Here is a 19,936-nt window from a genome sequence, read left to right on the forward strand (position 1 = left end):
TCAGGCGGCGGGAACGGGGGTGTTGAGCCGGCCGTCGAGGACGGTGGGGTGGCCGCGGTAGAAGGTCGCCCGGACGGCGCCGGGCAGCTCCGTGCCGCGGTAGGGGCTGTTGCGGCCCTTGGAGGCGTGGCGGGCGGGGTCCACGGTCGTGCGGGCGGCGGGGTCCCACAGCACGAGGTGGGCGGGCTCGCCCTCGGCCAGCGGACGGCCCTGGCCGGCGAGGCGGCCGATCCGGGCCGGGGTCTCGGAGGTGATGCGGGCGACCCCGCGCCAGTCGAGCAGGCCGGTGTCCACGAGGGTGTGCTGGACGACCGACAGGGCGGTCTCCAGTCCGGTCATGCCGTTGGCCGCGCAGGACCACTCGCACTCCTTGTCCTCGGCGGGGTGCGGGGCGTGGTCGGTGCCGATGACGTCGATGGTGCCGTCGGCGACGGCCTCGCGCAGGGCCCGGACGTCCTCGTCGGTGCGCAGCGGCGGGTTGACCTTGTAGACCGGGTCGAAGGTGCGCACGCGCTCGTCGGTGAGCAGCAGGTGGTGGGGGGTGGCCTCGGCGGTCACGTCGATGCCGCGCTGCTTGGCCCAGCGCACGATGTCCACCGAGCCCCTGGTGGAGAGGTGGCAGATGTGCACCCGGGAGCCGACGTGCTGGGCGAGCAGGACGTCGCGGGCGATGATCGCCTCCTCGGCCACGGCCGGCCAGCCGGTGAGCCCGAGCTCGGCGGAGACCGCGCCCTCGTTCATCTGGGCGCCCTCGGTCAGCCGCGGCTCCTGGGCGTGCTGGGCGACGACGCCGTCGAAGCCCTTGACGTACTCCAGCGCCCGGCGCATCAGCACCGGGTCGTGCACGCACATGCCGTCGTCGGAGAAGACCCGCACGCCGGCCCGGGAGTGGGCCATGGCGAGGATCTCGGCCAGCCGCTCGCCCCGCAGGCCCACGGTCACGGCCCCCACGGGGCGGACGTCGACCCACCCGGCGGCCCGGCCGAGCTCGTGGACCTGTTCCACGACGCCGGCGGTGTCGGCGACGGGGTCGGAGTTGGCCATGGCGAACACGGCGGTGTAGCCGCCCAGGGCCGCGGCGCGGGTGCCGGTCTCCACGGTCTCGGCGTCCTCGCGGCCGGGCTCGCGCAGGTGGGTGTGGATGTCCACGAGCCCGGGCAGGGCGACCAGCCCGGCCGCGTCGACGACGACGGCGTCGCCGGCCTCGGCGGAGAGGTCGGGGCCGATGCGCTCGATGCGGCCCCCGGCCAGGAGGAGGTCGGCGGTCTGCTCGCCGAGCAGGGCGGCGCCCTGGATGAGGTACGAGGTCACGGGATTCAGCGCTCCTGGGCGTGTACGGGGTCGGTGGGGGTGTCGAGGTCGTCGCCGGAGAGCAGCAGGTAGAGCACCGACATGCGCACGGAGACGCCGTTGCGGACCTGGTCCAGGACGGTGGAGCGCGGGGAGTCCGCGGCGGCCGAGGAGATCTCCAGGCCCCGGTTCATCGGGCCCGGGTGCATGATCGCCGTGGGCGCCCCGGCGGCGTCGAGGGCCGCGAGGCGCTCCGGGGTCAGGCCCCACTCGCGGGCGTACTCCTGCGGGGTGGGGAAGAACGCGGCGTGCATCCGCTCCCGCTGCACCCGCAGCATCATCACGGCGTCGGGGGCCGGGTCCAGCGCCTGGTCCAGGGAGTAGACGACCTCGCACGGCCACTGCCCCACGCCCACGGGCAGGAGGGTGGGCGGGGCCACGAAGGTCACGCGGGCGCCGAGGGTGGTGAGCAGCCACAGGTTCGAGCGGGCGACCCGGGAGTGGAGGACGTCGCCGACGACGGCCACGTGCAGGCCCTCGAGGTCCAGGCCGCGGGTGCTCTCCCGCCCCTCGGTGCGGGCCCGGTGCTGGCGCAGGGTCATGGCGTCGAGCAGCGCCTGGGTCGGGTGCTCGTGGGTGCCGTCCCCGGCGTTGACCACGGCGGCGTCGATCCAGCCGGACTCGGCCAGCTGCTGCGGGGAGCCGGAGGCGGAGTGGCGGATCACCACGGCGTCGGCGCTCATCGCGGCCAGCGTCTGCGCGGTGTCCTTGAGGGACTCGCCCTTGGAGACCGAGGAGCCCTTGGCCGAGAAGTTCAGCACGTCCGCCGAGAGCCGCTTGGCGGCCGTCTCGAAGGAGATGCGGGTGCGGGTGGAGTCCTCGAGGAAGAGGTTCACGACCGTGCGCCCGCGCAGGGCCGGCAGCTTCTTGACGGCGCGCTGGCCCACGGCGGCCATCTGGTCGGCCGTGTCCAGCACGGTGAGCGCGGCGTCGTAGGAGAGGTCCTTGGTGGAGAGCAGGTGCCTCATGCGCCGGCCGCCTGGGCGGGGGCCTCGATGACCACGCAGTCGGCGTGCTCGGCCGGGCGGGGCTCGGGGTCGGTCTCCCTCAGGCGCACCCGCACCTTCTCCTGGGAGGAGGTGGGCAGGTTCTTGCCCACGTGGTCGGCGCGGATCGGCAGCTCCCGGTGCCCGCGGTCCACGAGCACGGCCAGGCGCACGACGCGGGGGCGGCCGAGGTCGACGAGGGCGTCGAGGGCCGCGCGCACGGTCCGGCCCGAGTACAGGACGTCGTCGACGAGCACGACGGTGCGCCCGTCGAGGCCGGCCACGGGGATGCGCGTGGGCTGCGGGGTGCGGGCGGGGTTGCGGCGCAGGTCGTCGCGGAACATGGTGACGTCGAGCTGGCCGAGGCCGGTGGCCGGGTCGAAGCCCGGGTCGGTGGCGGCGATGCGCTCGGCGATCCGGCGGGCCAGCGGGTAGCCGCGGCGCGGGATGCCGAGCAGGACGAGGTCCTCGCTGCCCTTGTTCGCCTCGAGGATCTCGTGGGCGATGCGCGTGAGCGCACGGTCGATGTCGGCCGCCGAGAGGATGACGCGCGTGCTCACGGGCCCCGCGGGGGTGCCCGGCACGGAGGTGTCGCCGGTCAAGGGTGCCGCCTCCTTCCCCGCCTCACAGGACGGACTTAAAGGTTGCTTGCTCGGCTCAAGGTAGCACAGCGGCCCCGCCGCGCCCGGCGGGCCGTGACCTGGGTCTCCTCCCCCGGCCCGGCCCCGGCCGTCCCGGGCGGGCGGGACGGCCGGGGCCCCGGGGACCGTGCGGTCCCCGGGGCCCCGGTGCGGTGCGCGGCTCAGCCGAGCAGGGTGGGCTTCATCTGCTGCAGCCGGCCCAGCAGGCCGTTGACGAAGCGCGGGGACTCGTCCCCGCACAGCTCCCGGGCCAGGGACACGGCCTCGGCCACGGCCACCGCGTCCGGGACCTCCTCGTTGTAGAGCAGCTCCCACGCGCCCACGCGCAGCACGTTGCGGTCCACGGCGGGCATCCGCTCGAGGGTCCAGCCCTGCGAGTACGTCTCGAGGTACTCGTCGATCTCGCCCCGGCGCATCAGCACCCCGTGCACCAGCTGCTCGGCGTAGGGCGAGACCAGCGCGTCGCTGTGCAGGCGGCGGCGCTCCATGACCTCGCGCGCGTCCTGGCCGCGCTGCTCGGCCTCGAACAGGATCTCGACGGCGCGCCGGCGCGCCTTCCCCCGGGCGCTCACTCGTTGACGCGGCCGAGGTAGTCGCCCGTGCGGGTGTCGACCTTGACCTTCGTGCCCTGCTCGAGGAAGAGCGGGACCTGGATCTGGTAGCCGGTCTCCACGGTGGCCGGCTTGGTGCCGCCCGTGGAGCGGTCGCCCTGCAGGCCGGGCTCGGTGTAGGTGATCTCCAGCACCACGGACGGCGGCAGCTCGACGTACAGCGGCGAGCCCTCGTGCAGGGCGACCGTCACGTTCTGGTTCTCGAGCATGAAGTGGGCGGCGTCGCCGACGACCTCGCCGGGGACGGTGATCTGGTCGTAGGTCTTGTTGTCCATGAAGACGTAGTCGGCGCCGTCCTGGTACAGGTACTGGTACTCGCTGCGGTCCACGGTGGCGGTCTCGACCTTGGCTCCGGCGTTGAAGGTCTTGTCGACCACCTTGCCGGAGGTGATGTTGCGCATCTTGGTGCGCACGAAGGCGCCGCCCTTGCCCGGCTTGACGTGCTGGAACTCGATGATGTTCCACAGCTGGCCCTCGAGCTTGAGCACGGTGCCGTTCTTGATGTCGTTGGTGGTAGCCACAGGTTCTCTCTCTGTCGGTTGCGGGGGGTCGTCGGGGCGCGAGGTCGTCGTCGCCGCGCGGGGCGGCGGGCGCGGCCGGGTCGTGCGGGCCCCGCCCTCCCGGACCGCGGACCATTCTAGCGGGGCGCGCCCTCGGCGATCTCCTGGTAGGTCGCGAAGAGGATCGCCGGGTCGGGGACCTCCAGGATCCGCGGGCGGGCCACGGCGTCGAGGACCACGAAGCGCAGGAGGTTCCCGCGGGTCTTCTTGTCCCGCTTCATCACCTCGAGCAGCCGAGGCCACTGGTCCCACCGGTAGGTCGTGGGCAGCCCCAGGGAGCCCAGGACGGTGCGGTGGCGCTCGACGACGTCGTCGGCGAGGGTGCCGGCGGTGCGGGCGAGCTCGGCGGCGAAGACCATCCCGACGGACACGGCCGCGCCGTGGCGCCACTGGTAGCGCTCGTTGTGCTCGATGGCGTGCCCGAGGGTGTGGCCGTAGTTGAGCATCTCGCGGCGGCCGGACTCGCGCAGGTCGGCGGAGACGATCCCGGCCTTCACCCGCACGCCGCGCTCCACGAGCTCGCGCACGAGCCCGGACTGCGAGTCGCGCACGGCCTGCGGATCCCCCTCGATCAGCTCGAGGATCCGCTCGTCGGCGATGAAGCCGCACTTGACGACCTCGGCCATGCCGGTGAGCAGCTCGTGCTCGGGCAGGGTCCGCAGGGTGTCGAGGTCGCACAGCACGCCGGCGGGCGGGTGGAAGGCCCCCACGAGGTTCTTGCCCTCGGCGGTGTTGATCCCGGTCTTCCCGCCCACGGCGGCGTCGACCATCCCGAGCAGGGTCGTGGGCACGTGCACCACGCGCACGCCCCGCAGCCAGGTGGCGGCCACGAAGCCCGCGACGTCGGAGACCGCGCCCCCGCCCACGGAGACCACGGCGTCGGAGCGGGTGAAGTCGTTCTGCCCCAGCACCTGCCAGCAGAACGCGGCGACCTGGACGTGCTTGCCCTCCTCGGCGTCGGGGATCTCCGCGGTGAAGGCCTGGTAGCCGCGCCCGCGCAGCTCCTCCATCACCACGTCGCCCGTGCTGCGCAGGGCCCGCGGGTGGACCACGAGCACCCGCTGGACGCGCTCGCCCAGCAGCCGGGGCAGCTGCCCGAGCAGGCCGTGGCCGACCAGCACCTCGTAGTCCTCGCCGGGGCGCTCGCCCGTGACGGGGATGGTCGTGACCGTGCCGGTGGGCTCGCTCATGAGGGGACCTCCTGGGTCGTGTCGGGGGTGGTGCGCAGACGGGTGATCCGCTCGTGCAGCTCGGCGGCGATCTCGGCGACGGGGCGGTCGCCGGTGCCGTCGAGGACGATGTCGGCGAGCTCCTCGTAGCAGCCGCGGCGGGCCTCGTAGAGCTCCTGCCAGCGCTGCTCGGGGTCCGGGCGCAGCATGGGGCGGCTGCGGCTGCCGCGGATGCGCGGCAGCACGGTGGCGGCGTCGACCTCGAGGTAGGCCACGAGCTCGTGGCGCAGCGCCTCGCGCACGGACGGGGTCATGGGCGCGCCGCCGCCCACGGAGAAGATCGCATCGGCGTGGTCGGGGTCGCGCAGCACCTCGGCGATGGTGTCGGCCTCGAGGTCGCGGAAGTACTTCTCGCCGTGCCGGGCGAAGATCTCGGCGATCACGCCGTGGCGCGAGACGATCAGCTGGTCGGCGTCGACGAAGTCGTAGCCGTAGAACTTGGCCATGTGCAGGGCGAGGAAGGACTTCCCGGCGGCCATGGGGCCGATGAGCACCACGGGCCGCTGCGGGACGGCGCCCGTGCCGGCGGGGGCGGGGAACTGCGCGTTCACGGCCGCTCCCCCGGCTGCTCCGCGGGGGCCACGAGGGGGTCGCCCATGTGGTCGCCCGCCGCGGGCACCTCCTCGCCGGCGTCCTCGGCCAGCTCCCCGGAGGAGGCCAGCAGGGCGGGCACGGCCGCGAGGTAGGCGTCCTTGTTGCGCACGATCTCGGCCAGGGAGTCCCCGCCGAACTTCTCGGTGACCGCCTCGGCGAGCACGAGCGCGACCATGGCCTCGGCCACGACGCCGGCCGCGGGCACGGCGCACACGTCGGAGCGCTGGTGGTGGGCGCGGGCGGGCTCGCCGGTGGCGACGTCGACGGTGCGCAGCGCCTTCGGGACGGTGGCGATGGGCTTCATGGCCGCGCGCACGCGCAGGACGCCGCCGATCGACATCCCGCCCTCGATGCCCCCGGCGCGGTTGCTCACGCGGTGGACGGCCCCGTCGGTCCCGCGCACGATCTCGTCGTGGGCGGCGGAGCCGGGGCGGGCGGCGGTGCGGAACCCGTCGCCGACCTCGACGCCCTTGATCGCCTGGATCCCCATGAGGGCGGCGGCCAGGCGGGAGTCCAGCCGGCGGTCCCAGTGCACGTAGGAGCCCAGCCCCGGGGGCAGGCCGTAGGCGAGGACCTCGACGACGCCGCCGAGGGTCTCCCCCGCCTTGTGGGCCTCGTCGACGGCGGCGACCATCGCCTCGGAGGTCGCCGGGTCGGCGCAGCGCAGCGGGTCGGCGTCGAGCGCGGCGACGTCGCCGGGCAGCGGCAGGCGGGCGTCCTCGGGCACGGCGACGCCGCCCACGGCCGTGGTGTGCGAGACCAGGTGCACGCCCAGGGCCTCGAGCAGCTTCGCGGCCACGGTGCCCAGGGCCACGCGCGTGGCGGTCTCGCGGGCGCTGGCGCGCTCGAGCACCGGGCGGGACTCGGCGAAGCCGTACTTCTGCATCCCGGTCAGGTCGGCGTGGCCGGGGCGGGGCCGGGTCAGGGGGGCGTTGCGGGCGCGGCCCTCGAGCACGGCGGGCTCGACCGGGTCGGCGGACATCACCTCGCGCCACTTCGGCCACTCGGTGTTGGCGATCTCGATCGCGACCGGCCCGCCCTGCGTCACGCCGTGGCGCACGCCGCCGAGCAGGCGCACCTCGTCCTGCTCGAACTTCATCCGGGCCCCGCGGCCGTAGCCGAGGCGGCGGCGGGCCAGCGCGTCGCGCACGTCCTGGCTCGTGAGGCCCACCCCCGCCGGGACGCCCTCGATGATGCCGACGAGCGCCTCGCCGTGGGACTCGCCGGCCGTGAGCCAACGCAACATAACAACTCTTTCCGTTCGGGGTCTTCGGCGGGCGGCCCGGCGGGCCCCTCCTGCCGTCAGGTGCGGTTCCGGGGCACGGCCGGGGGGACGCGGATGGGCCGTCCCACCGCCGTGCACATCGCAGCGATCACGTCCTGCTCGCGGGGCAGGGGCTCGCCGAGGCTGCGGCCGGTGAACAGGCGGACCTGGTCGACCGCCTGGAAGATCAGCATATCGAGTCCGGGCGCCACCGCTCCCCCGGCCGCCGACCAGGCCCGGGCGATCGCCGAGGGCCACGGGTCGTAGGCCGCGTCGAGCAGCACCCCGGTCGTCGCGGGCGCGGCCCGCCCGAGGGCGGCGGCCAGCTCGTCGGCCCCGTGCGGGGGCAGGGTGCACACGACGACGTCGTAGCCGGCGAGGGCTCCCGTCGCCTCCTCCCACGGGCGCAGCCGCACGGGCAGCCCGAGGGCGCTCCCGGCCGCGGCGGTGCCCCCGGCGCGGGCGGAGGAGCGGACGAAGACGTCGGCGGACCGGGCCCCGAGCTCCCTGGCGGCGGCCACGGCGGCCGTGGCGGTGCCGCCGCCGCCGAGGACGGCGACGGCGGGCACGGCCGGGACGTGCCCGGCGGCGCGCACGGCCCCGACGATCCCGGCGACGTCCGTGTTGTGCCCCAGGACCGTCCCGTCGGGGCGCAGGACGAGGGTGTTGACCACCCCGACGGCGGCGGCCAGCTCCGTCAGCTCGTCGGCGCACGCGGCCGCGGCCGCCTTCAGGGGCATCGTCACCGACAGCCCGCGCCAGGCGGGGTCGCCGCGGCGGGCGGCGACCCAGCCGGGCAGCTCCTCCTCGGCCAGCTCCTGCCGGTCGTAGGCGATCTCCTCGCCGAGCACCGCGTAGGCGGCCCGGTGCAGGTCCGGCGAGCGGGAGTGGCCGACCGGCCGGCCGACCACGGCCGCGCGGCCGGGGCTCAGGCGCACCGGCCCTCGTTCTCGCTGCACCACTGGTTGTACTCCTCGACGTTGCGCAGGTGCTCCGCGTAGGTGTCGGCGAACTTCGTCTCCCCCGTGTCGAGGTCGACGGTGACCCAGAAGTAGTAGTCCGTCTCGACGGGGTCGGCGGCGGCCTTGATGGCGGCGTCGCCCGGGGAGCCGATGGGGCCCACGGGCAGGCCCGGGTTGGCGAAGGTGTTGTACTCGTTGTCCGCGTCCCGGCGCTCCTCCTCGGAGAAGTCGTAGCCCTTCCGGCCCAGGCCGTAGGTGACGGAGGCGTCGGACTGGATGAACCCGGAGGTCTCGCCCTCGGGGTTCTCCAGGCGGTTCTCGATGGCCCCGGCGACGATGTCGTAGTGCTCCGGCTGGACCTCGAACTCGATGATCGAGCCGATGGTGAGCACCTCGAAGATCCGCTCCTCCTCGGTGATGCCGTTGGCGTCGAGGGTCCCGCGGGTGCGGTCGACCATCGTCCGCAGGGCCTCCTCGGCGGTGACGTCCAGCGGGAAGCGGTACTCCCCCGGGTGCAGCCAGCCCTCGAGGGTGGGGAAGCGGTCGGGGATCCCGAAGGTCTCGGTGTCCTCGGCGTAGGCCTCGAACTCCTCGACGGGGATGCCGGTGGACTCGCTGAGGATGGGGAAGACGTCGCTCATGCGCAGGGTCTGGGCCACGGCGGCGTAGTGGACGGCCTCGCCCTCCTCCATCAGGGCGGTGACGACGGCCTCGGAGCTCATCTCGGTGCGCAGCTCGTACTCCCCGGGCTGGATGAACTCCTGGGCGTGGTCCTCGGAGTAGGTCTCCACGAAGGTCTGGGCGTCGGCGACGATGCCCTGCTGCTCGAGGGAGGCGGCGATCTGCCCGGTGGTGGCGCCCTCGGGGACGGAGAAGGTCACGGGGTCCTTGCCGTCGCCGCGGTAGTCGCGGACCTCGAACCAGCCGAAGGTCGAGGCGAGCACGGAGACGGTGATCAGGGCCGCCAGCGAGAACAGGGCGATCGCGGTGGTCAGCGACACCCGGCCGCGCCGCTGCCGGCGGCGGACCTGCTCGGGGGTGAGCTCCTCGTGCTCGAAGGCCCCGCGCAGCCCGGAGGGCGCCGCGTCGTGCCCGGCGGGGGCGTCCAGCAGGCTGCCCAGCCGGGCGGACCCGCCGTCGGCGGCCTCCCGGGGCGCCTCGGGGCGGCGGGGGGACGCCTGGTCGTACGGGTCGTCGCTCACGAATGCTCTCCGTCCGGATCGGTGGTCGTCAACGGGGCCCCCGGGTCCGGGGAGGGCGCCGCGGCGGCGCCGGGCGGCCGGTGCCCGTGCGGTCCCGGGGCGGGGGCGGCGGGGCCCTCCCCATTATGGGGGACACCCCCGGGCCCGGTCCCGGAGGCGGACCCGGCCGCGGGCGTGCCGGGCTCCGTGCCGGTGGCCCGGGTCCGGTCGAGGGCGCTCTGGAGGATGGTCGCGGCCGCGACCTGGTCGACCTTGTCCATGTGCTCGCGCCGGGAGACCCCGGCCTCCAGCAGCGCCCGGTGGGCGTCGACGGTGGTCAGCCGCTCGTCGACCAGGCGCACGGGCACGGGGCGGCCCTTGGCCCGCAGCCGCCGCACGAGCGCGGCCGCCCAGTCGCGGGCCATCGCGGTGGAGGCGTTCTCGCCGCCGTCGAGGCTGCGGGGCAGCCCGACGTAGACGGCCACCGCACCGTGCTCCTGGACGAGCCCGGCGAGCAGCTTCACGTCGAAGCCCTTCCGCAGGTCCCGCTGCAGGGTCGTCAGCGGGGTCGCGAGGATCCCGTCGGGGTCGGACAGGGCGACCCCGACGCGGACGGCGCCGACGTCGACGCCCATCCGCCGTCCGCGCACCGGGGCGCCGTTCACGCGGGGGCGCCGCCCGTCGCGCGGGAGACCTCGGCGAGGACGGCCTCGAGGGCGGGCCCGGTCTGCGCCGGGTCCTGGCCGCCGCCCTGGGCGACGTCGTCCTTGCCGCCGCCGCCGCCGCCGAGGACCTTCGCGGCGGTGCGCACGAGCTGCCCGGCCCTCACGCCGGCCGCGCGGGCGGTCTCGGTCGTGGCCACCAGCACGAGCGGGCGGCCCTTGGCCGTGCCGGTGACGGCGACGACGAACGGCTCGGCGGTCATCCGGCCGCGCAGGTCCAGGGCGAGGGCGCGCAGGTCGTCGGGCCCGGAGACCTCGCCCAGGTCGTGGGCGAGGGCCTTGACGGGCCCGACCTGCCGGACGCCGTCGAGCAGGGACCCGGCCCGGGCCTGGAGCCTCTCCCGGCGCAGGACGGCCAGCTCCTTCTCGGCGGCCTTGAGCTTCTCGAGGGTGCCGGCCAGGCGCTCCGGCAGCTCGGCGGAGGACTGGACCTTGAGCATGTCGGTGAGCTGGTTGACGAGGGTGCGCTCGGCGGCGAGGTGGCGGAAGGAGTCCAGGCCCACGAGGGCCTCGACGCGCCGGTTGCCCGAGCCCACGGACTGCTCGGTGAGCAGGGTCAGGGACCCGATCTGGGCGGTGCCGCCCACGTGGGTGCCGCCGCACAGCTCCCGGGACCAGGCGCCGTTCATCTCCACGACGCGCACGCGGTCGCCGTACTTCTCCCCGAACAGGCTCGTGGCGCCCATGGCCTTGGCCTCGGCCAGCGGCATCTCCTGGGTGAGGACCGCGTGGTTGGCGTGGATCGCCGCGTTCGAGGCCTCCTCGATCTCGCGCCGCTGCTCCTCGCTCAGCCCGGCGCCCCAGGCGAAGTCGAAGCGCAGGTAGCCCTCCTTGTTGAAGGACCCGCGCTGGACGGCCTCGGGGCCGAGGACCTCGTGCAGGGCGGCGTGGACGATGTGCGTGCCGGAGTGGGCCATCTCCCCGGCGCGGCGGCGGCCGGTGTCGACCTGGGCGAGGACCTCGGTGCCGGCCACGGCCTCGCCCTCGCGGACCACGGCGTGGTGGACGGACAGGCCCTTGACGGGCTGCTGCACGTCGGTGACCTCGAGCACGAACCCGTCGCCGCGGATCGTGCCGGTGTCGGCGGCCTGGCCGCCGGCCTCGGCGTAGAAGGGGGTCTCGTCGAGGACGACCTCGACGCGCTCCCCGGCGGAGGCCGCCGGGACGCTCGTGCCGTCGCGCAGCAGCGCCCGCAGGACGGTGCCGGTGCGCAGCTCGTCGTAGCCGGTGAACACGGAGCCGCGCTCCTCGAGCAGGCGGCGGAACACGGAGAGGTCGGCGTGGGCGCCCTTCTTGGCGCGGGCGTCCTCCTGGGCGCGGCGGCGCTGCTCGTCCATGAGCCCGCGGAAGGCCTGCTCGTCGACGGCCACGCCGGCCTCGGCGGCCATCTCGAGGGTCAGGTCGATGGGGAAGCCGTAGGTGTCGTGCAGGGCGAACGCCTCCGCCCCGGAGACGGCGCCCCCGGTGCGGCGTGCGGCGGTGACGGCCTCCTCGAGCCGGGTGGTGCCGGACTCGACGGTCTTCAGGAACGCCCGCTCCTCGGCGTAGGCGATCCGGGAGATCCGCTCGAAGTCCTCGGCGACGTAGGGGTAGACGCCCTTCATGGCGTCGCGGGAGGCGGGCAGCAGCACGGGCAGGCACGGCTCGGTGACGCCCAGCAGGCGCATCGCGCGCACGGCCCGGCGCAGCAGCCGGCGCAGGATGTAGCCGCGGCCCTCGTTGGAGGGGCTCACCCCGTCGGCGATGAGCATCAGGGAGGAGCGGACGTGGTCGGCGACCACGCGCATGCGCACGTCGTCCTCGTAGCCCTCCTCGCCGGCGCGCTCGGTGCCGCGGTAGGTGCGCCCGGACAGCTCGGCGGCCCGGTCGAGCACGGGGCGGACCTGGTCGGTCTCGTAGAAGTTCTCGACGCCCTGCAGCAGCATCGCCAGGCGCTCGACGCCGAGGCCGGTGTCGATGTTCTGCTCCGGCAGGTCCCCGAGGATCTCGTAGTCCTTGCCGGTGCCCTCGCCGCGCTGGTACTGCATGAACACGAGGTTCCAGATCTCGATGTACCGGTCGTCGTCGACGGCCGGCCCGCCCTCCTTGCCGTAGCGGGGGCCGCGGTCGTAGAAGATCTCGGAGTCGGGACCGGCGGGGCCGGGCTGGCCGGTGTCCCAGTAGTTCTCGTCGCGGCCCATGCGCTGGATCCGCTCGGCGGGCACCCCGACGGTGTCGCGCCACAGGGCGTAGGACTCCTCGTCGCCCTCGTAGACGGTCACCCACAGCCGGTCGGGGTCGAGGCCGAAGCCGCCCCGGTCCTGGGGGGTGGTCAGCAGCTCCCAGGCCATGGGGATGGCCTTCTCCTTGAAGTAGTCGCCGAAGGAGAAGTTGCCGGCCATCTGGAAGAACGTGCCGTGGCGGGCGGTCTTGCCGACCTCGTCGATGTCGAGGGTGCGGATGCACTTCTGGATCGAGGTGGCCCGGCGGTAGGGCGGGGTCTCCTGGCCGAGGAAGTACGGGATGAAGGGCACCATGCCGGCGATGGTGAACATCGAGCCGGGCTGGGTGGAGATCAGCGAGGCGGAGGGCACCACGGTGTGGCCCTGGCCCTCGAAGTAGTCGAGCCAGCGCTTCGTGATTTCGTGAGAGAGCATTACCGGTGCTTTCCTTGGCGGTCGGTCGAGGGGTCGGTGGGGGCGCCGCGGTCGGGGGCGCCGAGCGCGCCGGGGGCCCCGAGCGCTCCGGGGCGGGCGCCGGGCAGCGACGACGGGCGGGCGCCGGGCGCCGGCGCGCCGAGGGAGGCGCGCAGCTCGGCCTCGCGCTCGGCCATGCCGGTGCGGACCTCGGCGGCGAAGCGGTAGAGGCGGGAGCGCCAGTCGCCGGCCCGCGCCGGGCGGGGCGCCGCGGCGCCGGGGCGCACGGCGAGGTCCTGGCCGGGGGTGCGGGCGAGGCGGGTGGCGGCGGCGCCGAGCAGGCCGCCGGCGGCGACGAGGGCGAGCTTGCCCCACAGGCTCACGGGGTCCCCTCCCCGGTCGGGCCGGCCGCGGGGCCGGCGGCGGGGCCGTAGGGGTCGGCGCGGTGCTCGGCCTCGCCGGCGAAGGCGCGGCGGACGCCGTGGGAGAAGGCCGCGACCTTGATCAGCGGCTGGCCCACGGTCGAGGCGACCAGGGAGGACAGCGCGGAGACGTTCGCGGAGGCGTCGGAGACGTTGGTCGTGATGCCGTCGACCTTCTCCAGCTGGGAGTTGGTGGTCGACACGGTCCGGGTGACCTCGTCGATCAGCGGGACGGTCTCGTTGTTGAGGGCGCGGATGGTCAGGCGCAGCTCGTCGAAGACCTTCCCGAGCTTGAGGATCGGCACGGCGAGCAGGGCGACGAGGACGGCGAAGACCCCGGCCGCGAGCAGTCCTGCGATTTCTCCACCGGTCATGGGGCGGGGCGCTCCTTGCTGGTCGGGGGCGGTGCGGTCCGCCGCGGACCCCGGGAGGGGGGCGGACCCGGGGATCCACTCTACCGAAGGCAGGAGCCCGCGGCGCGGGCGCCGCGGGCTCCTGCCCCGGTGGGGCCCCGTTCCCGGCGGACCGGGAGCGGGGGCCCGGACGGCCTCAGGCCATGCGGGCGTAGTACTCCACCACGAGCTGCTCCTCGCAGGTCACGGGGACCTCGGCGCGCTGGGGCTTGCGCACCAGCTTCGCCTGCAGCTTCTCGATCTGCACGTCCAGGTAGGCCGGGGTGTCCGGCAGCACGGCCTGGTGGGCGCCGGCGGCGGCGACCTGGAAGGGCACCATCTTCTCCGACTTGGGGTGCACGTGGATCAGCTGGCCCTCCTTCACGCGGAACGAGGGGCGGTCCACCCGCTGGCCGTCCACCAGGATGTGGCGGTGCACGACCATCTGGCGGGCCTGGGCCATGGTCCGGGCGAAGCCGGAGCGCAGGACCAGGGCGTCGAGGCGGGACTCCAGCAGGGTGACCAGGTTCTCACCGGTCTGGCCCTCCAGGCGCTTGGCCTCGACGTAGGCGATGTGCATCTGCTTCTCGCGGATGTTGTACTGCGCGCGCAGGCGCTGCTTCTCGCGCAGGCGCACGGCGTAGTCCGAGTCGGCCTTGCGGCGGGCACGGCCGTGCTCGCCGGGGCCGTAGGGACGGCGCTCGAAGTACTTCTCGGCCTTGGGGGTCAGCGCGATGCCGAGGGCGCGGGACTTGCGCACCTGGCGGCGCGCACGCGTGTTGTTGGCCACGTCTACCTTTCACTGCTGCGGTGCCCGACCGGGTCGCGGGTCGGGCGTGTTCTGGTCGGTCCGGCCTCCGTGGACGGGATCGGTCCCGCCGGAGAGGTGAGGATCAGCCGCAATCCTCCGGTCCTACAAGCGCCGTGGCCGCGCGCCGGGCACCGCTGGTTGGGACGGTGCCGGGGGCGTGCGGGGGCACGGGCCTTGCCGGCCGACGACCCAGTATAGCGTGCCCGCGCCGCGCCGTCGGCCCCGGGGTGCCGGCGGCGCGCACGACCACGCCGGCGGCCCGTGGCGGGGACGCCGGCGCGGTCGCGGGGCGGGCGGGGTGCTCAGTCGACGTCCTCGTCGACCCAGCCGAAGGACTTGGTGACGGCCTTCTGCCAGTTGCGGAACAGCCGTCCCCGCTCCTGCTCGTCGCCGGCCGGCTCCCACCGCTTGTCCTCGGCCCAGTTGCGGGCGACCTCGGCGGTGTCGTACCAGAAGCCCACCGCGATGCCGGCGGCGTAGGCGGCGCCGAGGGCGGTGGTCTCCGTGACCTCGGGGCGGATGACGGGCACCCCGAGCTGGTCGGCCTGGAACTGCATCAGCAGCTCGTTGGCGGTCATCCCGCCGTCGACCTTCAGCTCGGTGATGTCCACCCCGGCGTCGGCGTTCATCGCCTCGACCACCTCGCGGGACTGGTAGGCGGTGGCCTCGAGGGCGGCCCGGGCGATGTGCGCCTTGGTGACGTAGCGGGTCAGGCCCACGAGGGCACCGCGGGCGTCGGAGCGCCAGTGCGGGGCGAACAGCCCGGAGAAGGCCGGCACGAAGTAGGCCCCGCCGTTGTCCGCCACGGACGCGGCGAGCGGCTCCACCTCGGGCGCGGAGGAGATGATGCCGAGGTTGTCGCGCAGCCACTGCACGAGGGATCCGGTCACCGCGATGGAGCCCTCCAGGGCGTAGACGGCCGGCTGCTCGCCGAGCTTGTAGCACACCGTGCTCAGCAGCCCGTTCTGCGAGTGGACCACCTCGGTGCCCACGTTCATGAGCACGAAGCTGCCGGTGCCGTAGGTGTTCTTGCCCATGCCCTTCTCGAAGCAGGCCTGGCCGAACATCGCCGCCTGCTGGTCGCCGAGGATCCCGGCGATCGGGACCTCCGGCAGGAACCCGCGGGTGCGGCCCCTGCCGTAGACCTCCGAGGAGGAGCGGATCTCGGGGAGCATGGAGACGGGGATGCCCATGTCGGCGCAGATCTCCTCGTTCCAGTCGAGGCTCTCGAGGTTCATCAGCATCGTGCGGGAGGCGTTGGTGACGTCGGTGACGTGGACACCGCCGTCGGTGCCCCCGGTCATGTTCCACACCAGCCAGGAGTCCGTGGTGCCCATCAGCAGGTCCCCCCGCTCGGCGCGCTCCCGGGCGCCGTCGACGTTGTCGAGGATCCACTTGACCTTCGGGCCCGAGAAGTAGCTGGCCAGCGGCAGGCCCACCCGGTCCTTGTACCGGTCGGGGCCGGCGTCCCCGGCGAGCTCCTCGACGATCTTCTGGGTGCGGGTGTCCTGCCACACGATGGCGTTGTACACCGGCTCGCCGGTGGTGCGGTCCCACACGACGGTGGTCTCGCGCTGGTTGGTGATGCCCACGGCGGCGATGTCGCGGGCGTTGATCTCCGCCGAGGCCTCGGCGTCGGCCACGACCTTGCGCACGTTGCGCCAGATCTCGAGCGGGTCGTGCTCGACCCAGCCGGCGCGGGGGAAGATCTGCTGGTGCTCCAGCTGCCCGACGCTGACGATGCGGCCCTGCTTGTCGAAGATGATGGCGCGGGAGCTGGTAGTGCCCTGGTCGATGGCCATCACGTACTGCGGGTCGGTGCTCATGGGGTCTCCTCGTGTCGCGGTGGTGTGCGGTCGGCGCCGGGTCAGGCCGGCGGGTTGGCGTAGAGCTGGTAGAAGCCGCCGGCGAGCAGGGCGCCGAGGATCGGGCCCAGCACCGGCACCCAGGCGTAGCCCCAGTCGCTGGCGCCCTTGCCGCGGATGGGCAGCAGGGCGTGGGCGATGCGGGGGCCGAGGTCGCGGGCGGGGTTGATGGCGTAGCCGGTGGGCCCGCCGAGGCTGGCACCGATGCCGACCACGAGCAGCGCCACGGCCAGCGGCCCGAGCTCGGAGGGGGTGTTGCCGAAGAGCAGGATCACGGCGACGAGCACGAACGTGCCGATGATCTCGGTGACCAGGTTCCAGCCGTAGGAGCGCACCGCGGGCCCGGTGGAGAACACGGCGAGCTTGGTCTCCCCGAGGACCTCCTCCTCGATGTCCTCGTCGAAGTGCTTCTTGTAGGCCAGGAACGCCAGGACGGCGCCGAGGACGCCGCCGAGCAGCTCGCCGGCGAAGTAGACGAGGGTGCTCACGGGGGTGATGGCCACGCCGGGGGCGTACTCCTGGGCGCCGCTGGCCCACAGGCCCACGGTCACCGCCGGGTTGATGTGGGCCCCGGACTGGTAGGCGACGTACACGCCGGCGAACACGGCCAGGCCCCAGCCGAAGTTGATCATCAGGAACCCGCCGCCGAGCCCCTTGGTGCGCGGCAGCACGGCGTTGGCGACGACGCCGCAGCCGAGCAGCAGCAGCATCGCGGTGCCGGCGACCTCGGACCAGAAGACGGTGGAGAGCGGGATGTCGGCGGGTGGCACCACGGTCGGTGCCAGGGCGGTGGACAAGGTCAGCAGCACTGCGGACTCCTCGGTCGGTGCGGACGGGGCGCGGTGTCCCCTCGGTCGGTGACGGGGCGGTGGGTCCCGTCCCGCCGGGGAAGCATCAGCCGGCGTCCCGGCGGACGAGCTCGAGCACGTCCGGGGCGGCGGCCCGGGCGGCGGCGGCCGCGGCGTCGTCGGGGGCGGCGGCGGCCGCGTCCTCCGCGGCGCAGCGCAGCCGGTAGGCCTCGACCTCGGCGGCGCGCCGGTCCGCGTCCCAGCCCAGGGCCCCGGCGGCGAGCTCGGCGATCTCGTCGAGGGCGTCGAGGCCGTGCCGCGGCCGCTCCCAGGTGAGGCGGGTGCGGGTGTCGAAGACGTCCTCGAGGTGCAGGGCGCCCTCGTGGGTGCAGGCGTGGACGATCTCGGCGCGCAGGTAGGGTGCGGCGCCGCCGAGCGGGCGGCCGAGGTCGGGGCGCTGCTCGACGAGCTCGAGGATCTCCTCGACGGCCGAGCCGTAGCGGCGCAGCAGGTGCAGCACCTGCTCCTCGTCCCAGCCGTGGGCGCTCCCGAGGGTGCCGGCGCGACGGCGCAGGGCGAGGTAGCCGTCGGCGCCGAGCAGGGCGGTGCGGTCGGTGACCGAGGGCAGCTCCTTCGCCCGACCGGCCCCGAGGGCGAGGTCGACGGCGTCCTCGGCCATCACCCGGTAGGTGGTCAGCTTGCCGCCGGCGATGGTGATCAGCCCCGGGACGACCTCGGTGACGGTGTGCTCCCGGGAGATCTTCGTGGACTGGGCCGGCTCGCCCCCGCCCTTGGTCCCCGGCTGCAGCAGCGGGCGCAGCCCGGCGTAGACGCCGATGACGTCCCCGCGCCCCAGGGGCTCGTCGAGGACCACGTTGGCGTGCTCGAGCACGTAGTCGATGTCCGCGGAGGTGGCCACCGGGTTCTCGAGCTCCTGCTCGTAGGGGGTGTCGGTGGTGCCGATCAGCCAGTACCGCTCCCACGGGATGATGAACAGCACGGACTTCTCGGTCTGCAGGATCAGCCCGGTGTCGCTGCGGATCCGCTCGCGCGGCACCACGATGTGGATGCCCTTGGACGCGAGCACCTTCAGCCCGCCCTCGGCCTGGGCGCGGTCCTGGATCCGCTCGGTCCACACCCCGGTCGCCGCGATCACGGTGCGGGCGCGCACGGTGCGCTCCCGGCCGGTCTCGAGGTCGCGCACGACCGCGCCGGTGACCCGCCCCCCGGCGTCGCGCGGGAAGTCCACGGCCCGGGCCCGGTTGGCCGCGAGCGCGCCGTGGCGCACGGCGGTGCGCACGATGGTGAGCACGAGGCGGGCGTCGTCGACGCGGGCGTCCCAGTACTGGACGGCGCCGACCATGGAGCCGGGCTTGACGTCGGGGAAGACGCGGGCGACGCCGGCGGCGGTGAGGTGGCGCTGGTAGGGCAGGGTGGCGACCTTGGCGCCCAGGTGGGCCAGGGCGTCGTAGAGGCCGATGCCGGCGGCGACGTAGGGCCGCTCCCACCAGCGGTGGGTCAGGGGGTAGAGGAAGGGGACGGGCTTGACCAGGTGCGGGGCGAGGAAGTCCAGGAGCAGCTCGCGCTCGCGCAGGGCCTCGGCGACGAGCTTGAAGTCGAGCTGCTGGAGGTAGCGCAGGCCGCCGTGGACGAGCTTGGAGGACCACTGGGAGGTGCCGCCGGCCCAGTCCTGGGCCTCGACGATGCCGGTGCGCAGGCCGCGGGTGGCGGCGTCGAGGGCGATGCCGGCGCCGGTGATGCCGCCGCCGACGACGAGGACGTCGAGCTCGGGTCCTCCGCTCATCGCGTCGAGCGCGCGGGCGCGGTCGGTGGCGGAGAGGGTGGGGTGGGCCATGGGAGGGTGCTCCTGGGTCTCGGCCGGGCGGGCCCGGACTGTGCGGTTGCTCACACTCTGACCGTCGGCGCACCTATGCTCAATCAGGATGAACGAACGTGCAGGAAAGGAGGGGGACCGTGCACGATGCTGCCGATCTGCACCACGCCGCGGAGCTGTACTACGTGCAGGGGATGACGATGGAGGCGGTCGCGGACCGGTTCGGGGTCTCGCGCCCGACGGTCTCGCGGATGCTGCAGGCGGCCCGGGACCGCGGGATCGTGCGGATCAGCCTCTCGGCCCCCCCGGACGCGGGACAGGACCTGGCGCGGCGGCTGCGGGAGGCGTTCGGGGTCGTGGTGCACGTGGCGGGCACGCCGCGGGCGGCCACGGAGCCCCAGCGGCTGGACTCGGTCGCGCGGGCGGCGGCGGCGCTGCTGGCGGACTGGTTCGGGGACGGGATGACGCTGGCGGTGGCCTGGGGCACGACGGCCTCGGCGGTCGCCGCGCAGCTGCACCCGAAGGCGACGCGCAACGCGCTGGTGGTGCAGATGAACGGGGCGGTCAGCGCCCGCTCCCCGGAGACGGTGCAGTCCCCGGCGCTGCTGTCGCAGATGGCCACGGCGTTCGGGGCCTCGCTGCTGCCCTTCCCCGCCCCGGCGTTCTTCGACGACGAGCGCACGCGCACGCTGATGTGGCGGGAGTCGACGGTGCGGCGGGTGCTGGAGGTGCGCAACGGGGCGGACCTGGCGGTCTTCAGCGTGGGCGCGTTCCGGGGGCCGATGATCTCGCAGGTCTACAGCGGCGGGTACCTGGCCGAGGACGCGGTCCGGGAGCTGGTGGCCCACCGGGTGGTCGGGGACGTGTGCACGGTGTTCCTGCGCGAGGACGGCACCTACGCGGACATCGGCCTCAACCGCCGGGCCACGGGTCCCACGCCCCTGGAGCTGCGGCGGATCCCGCGGCGGCTGTGCGTGGTCGCCGGGGACCACAAGGTGCCCGGGGTGCTGGGGGCGCTGCGGGCCGGGGTGGTGACGGACCTGGTGATCGACGAGCGGACCGCGGAGGCGGTGGTGCGCCGGCTCTTCGGCCGCTGAGCCCGCAGGGGG

At 74.4% G+C, this 19,936-nt stretch carries 19 protein-coding genes; 1 reads left to right on the top strand and 18 read right to left on the bottom strand.

What is annotated here, in order from left to right; genetic code table 11:
- From AS188_RS11160 to AS188_RS11245, 18 genes are all read right to left on the bottom strand, one after another.
- Positions 1–1,311, bottom strand: coding sequence for a dihydroorotase (locus tag AS188_RS11160; RefSeq protein WP_058858918.1), 1,311 nt, complete (start codon positions 1,309–1,311; stop codon positions 1–3).
- 5 nt (positions 1,312–1,316) lie between these two features.
- Positions 1,317–2,318 carry an aspartate carbamoyltransferase catalytic subunit gene (locus AS188_RS11165; protein WP_058858919.1) on the bottom strand — a complete coding sequence of 334 codons (1,002 nt, stop codon included), beginning with the start codon at positions 2,316–2,318 and terminating at the stop codon, positions 1,317–1,319.
- Positions 2,315–2,938, bottom strand: a complete 624-nt coding sequence (gene pyrR, locus AS188_RS11170) for a bifunctional pyr operon transcriptional regulator/uracil phosphoribosyltransferase PyrR (RefSeq protein WP_255666931.1) — start codon at positions 2,936–2,938, stop codon at positions 2,315–2,317. The genes AS188_RS11165 and pyrR overlap by 4 nt, the downstream gene beginning before the upstream one ends.
- A 200-nt stretch (positions 2,939–3,138) precedes the next feature.
- Positions 3,139–3,549 (bottom strand): transcription antitermination factor NusB, encoded by a 411-nt coding sequence (gene nusB / locus AS188_RS11175; protein ID WP_058858920.1) that lies wholly within the window; start codon positions 3,547–3,549, stop codon positions 3,139–3,141.
- Entirely contained in the window at positions 3,546–4,109 is a 564-nt protein-coding gene (efp, locus tag AS188_RS11180) for an elongation factor P (protein WP_058858921.1), read from the bottom strand. Before efp ends, nusB begins: the two co-directional genes overlap by 4 nt.
- A gap of 116 nt (positions 4,110–4,225) precedes the next feature.
- Positions 4,226–5,338: a 3-dehydroquinate synthase gene (gene aroB, locus AS188_RS11185; protein ID WP_058858922.1), complete on the bottom strand. Its 1,113-nt coding sequence runs from the start codon at positions 5,336–5,338 to the stop codon at positions 4,226–4,228.
- Positions 5,335–5,928 carry a shikimate kinase gene (locus tag AS188_RS11190; protein ID WP_058858923.1) on the bottom strand — a complete coding sequence of 198 codons (594 nt, stop codon included), beginning with the start codon at positions 5,926–5,928 and terminating at the stop codon, positions 5,335–5,337. Before AS188_RS11190 ends, aroB begins: the two co-directional genes overlap by 4 nt.
- Positions 5,925–7,217, bottom strand: coding sequence for a chorismate synthase (aroC, locus tag AS188_RS11195; RefSeq protein WP_058858924.1), 1,293 nt, complete (start codon positions 7,215–7,217; stop codon positions 5,925–5,927). Before aroC ends, AS188_RS11190 begins: the two co-directional genes overlap by 4 nt.
- Positions 7,218–7,273: 56 nt before the next feature.
- Positions 7,274–8,194 (bottom strand): shikimate dehydrogenase, encoded by a 921-nt coding sequence (locus tag AS188_RS11200; protein WP_236944973.1) that lies wholly within the window; start codon positions 8,192–8,194, stop codon positions 7,274–7,276.
- Positions 8,164–9,399, bottom strand: coding sequence for an endolytic transglycosylase MltG (mltG, locus tag AS188_RS11205; RefSeq protein WP_058858925.1), 1,236 nt, complete (start codon positions 9,397–9,399; stop codon positions 8,164–8,166). Before mltG ends, AS188_RS11200 begins: the two co-directional genes overlap by 31 nt.
- Entirely contained in the window at positions 9,396–10,013 is a 618-nt protein-coding gene (gene ruvX / locus AS188_RS11210) for a Holliday junction resolvase RuvX (RefSeq protein ID WP_083529410.1), read from the bottom strand. The genes mltG and ruvX overlap by 4 nt, the downstream gene beginning before the upstream one ends.
- A 26-nt stretch (positions 10,014–10,039) precedes the next feature.
- The gene (gene alaS, locus AS188_RS11215) at positions 10,040–12,736 is read right to left on the bottom strand and encodes an alanine--tRNA ligase (protein ID WP_058858926.1); all 2,697 of its coding nucleotides are present in this window, start codon (positions 12,734–12,736) and stop codon (positions 10,040–10,042) included.
- Positions 12,736–13,098 (bottom strand): hypothetical protein, encoded by a 363-nt coding sequence (locus tag AS188_RS11220; protein ID WP_058858927.1) that lies wholly within the window; start codon positions 13,096–13,098, stop codon positions 12,736–12,738. Before AS188_RS11220 ends, alaS begins: the two co-directional genes overlap by 1 nt.
- Entirely contained in the window at positions 13,095–13,511 is a 417-nt protein-coding gene (locus AS188_RS11225) for a DUF948 domain-containing protein (RefSeq protein WP_058858928.1), read from the bottom strand. The genes AS188_RS11220 and AS188_RS11225 overlap by 4 nt, the downstream gene beginning before the upstream one ends.
- Positions 13,512–13,686: 175 nt before the next feature.
- The gene (gene rpsD, locus AS188_RS11230) at positions 13,687–14,319 is read right to left on the bottom strand and encodes a 30S ribosomal protein S4 (protein WP_058858929.1); all 633 of its coding nucleotides are present in this window, start codon (positions 14,317–14,319) and stop codon (positions 13,687–13,689) included.
- A gap of 323 nt (positions 14,320–14,642) precedes the next feature.
- Positions 14,643–16,166, bottom strand: coding sequence for a glycerol kinase GlpK (gene glpK / locus AS188_RS11235; RefSeq protein ID WP_058858930.1), 1,524 nt, complete (start codon positions 16,164–16,166; stop codon positions 14,643–14,645).
- A gap of 41 nt (positions 16,167–16,207) precedes the next feature.
- Positions 16,208–17,014 (bottom strand): MIP/aquaporin family protein, encoded by an 807-nt coding sequence (locus AS188_RS11240; protein ID WP_373865626.1) that lies wholly within the window; start codon positions 17,012–17,014, stop codon positions 16,208–16,210.
- A gap of 85 nt (positions 17,015–17,099) precedes the next feature.
- A complete protein-coding gene (locus AS188_RS11245; RefSeq protein ID WP_058858931.1) occupies positions 17,100–18,848 on the bottom strand; it encodes a glycerol-3-phosphate dehydrogenase/oxidase in 1,749 nt (582 codons plus the stop codon).
- Between the two features lie 119 nt (positions 18,849–18,967).
- Here AS188_RS11245 and AS188_RS11250 point away from each other — a divergent pair, with 119 nt between their 5' ends.
- Positions 18,968–19,924 (top strand): sugar-binding transcriptional regulator, encoded by a 957-nt coding sequence (locus AS188_RS11250; RefSeq protein WP_083529411.1) that lies wholly within the window; start codon positions 18,968–18,970, stop codon positions 19,922–19,924.
- Positions 19,925–19,936 lie beyond the last annotated feature (12 nt).

It is taken from the genome of Kocuria flava, assembly GCF_001482365.1.
GTDB classification, from domain to species: domain Bacteria; phylum Actinomycetota; class Actinomycetes; order Actinomycetales; family Micrococcaceae; genus Kocuria; species Kocuria flava.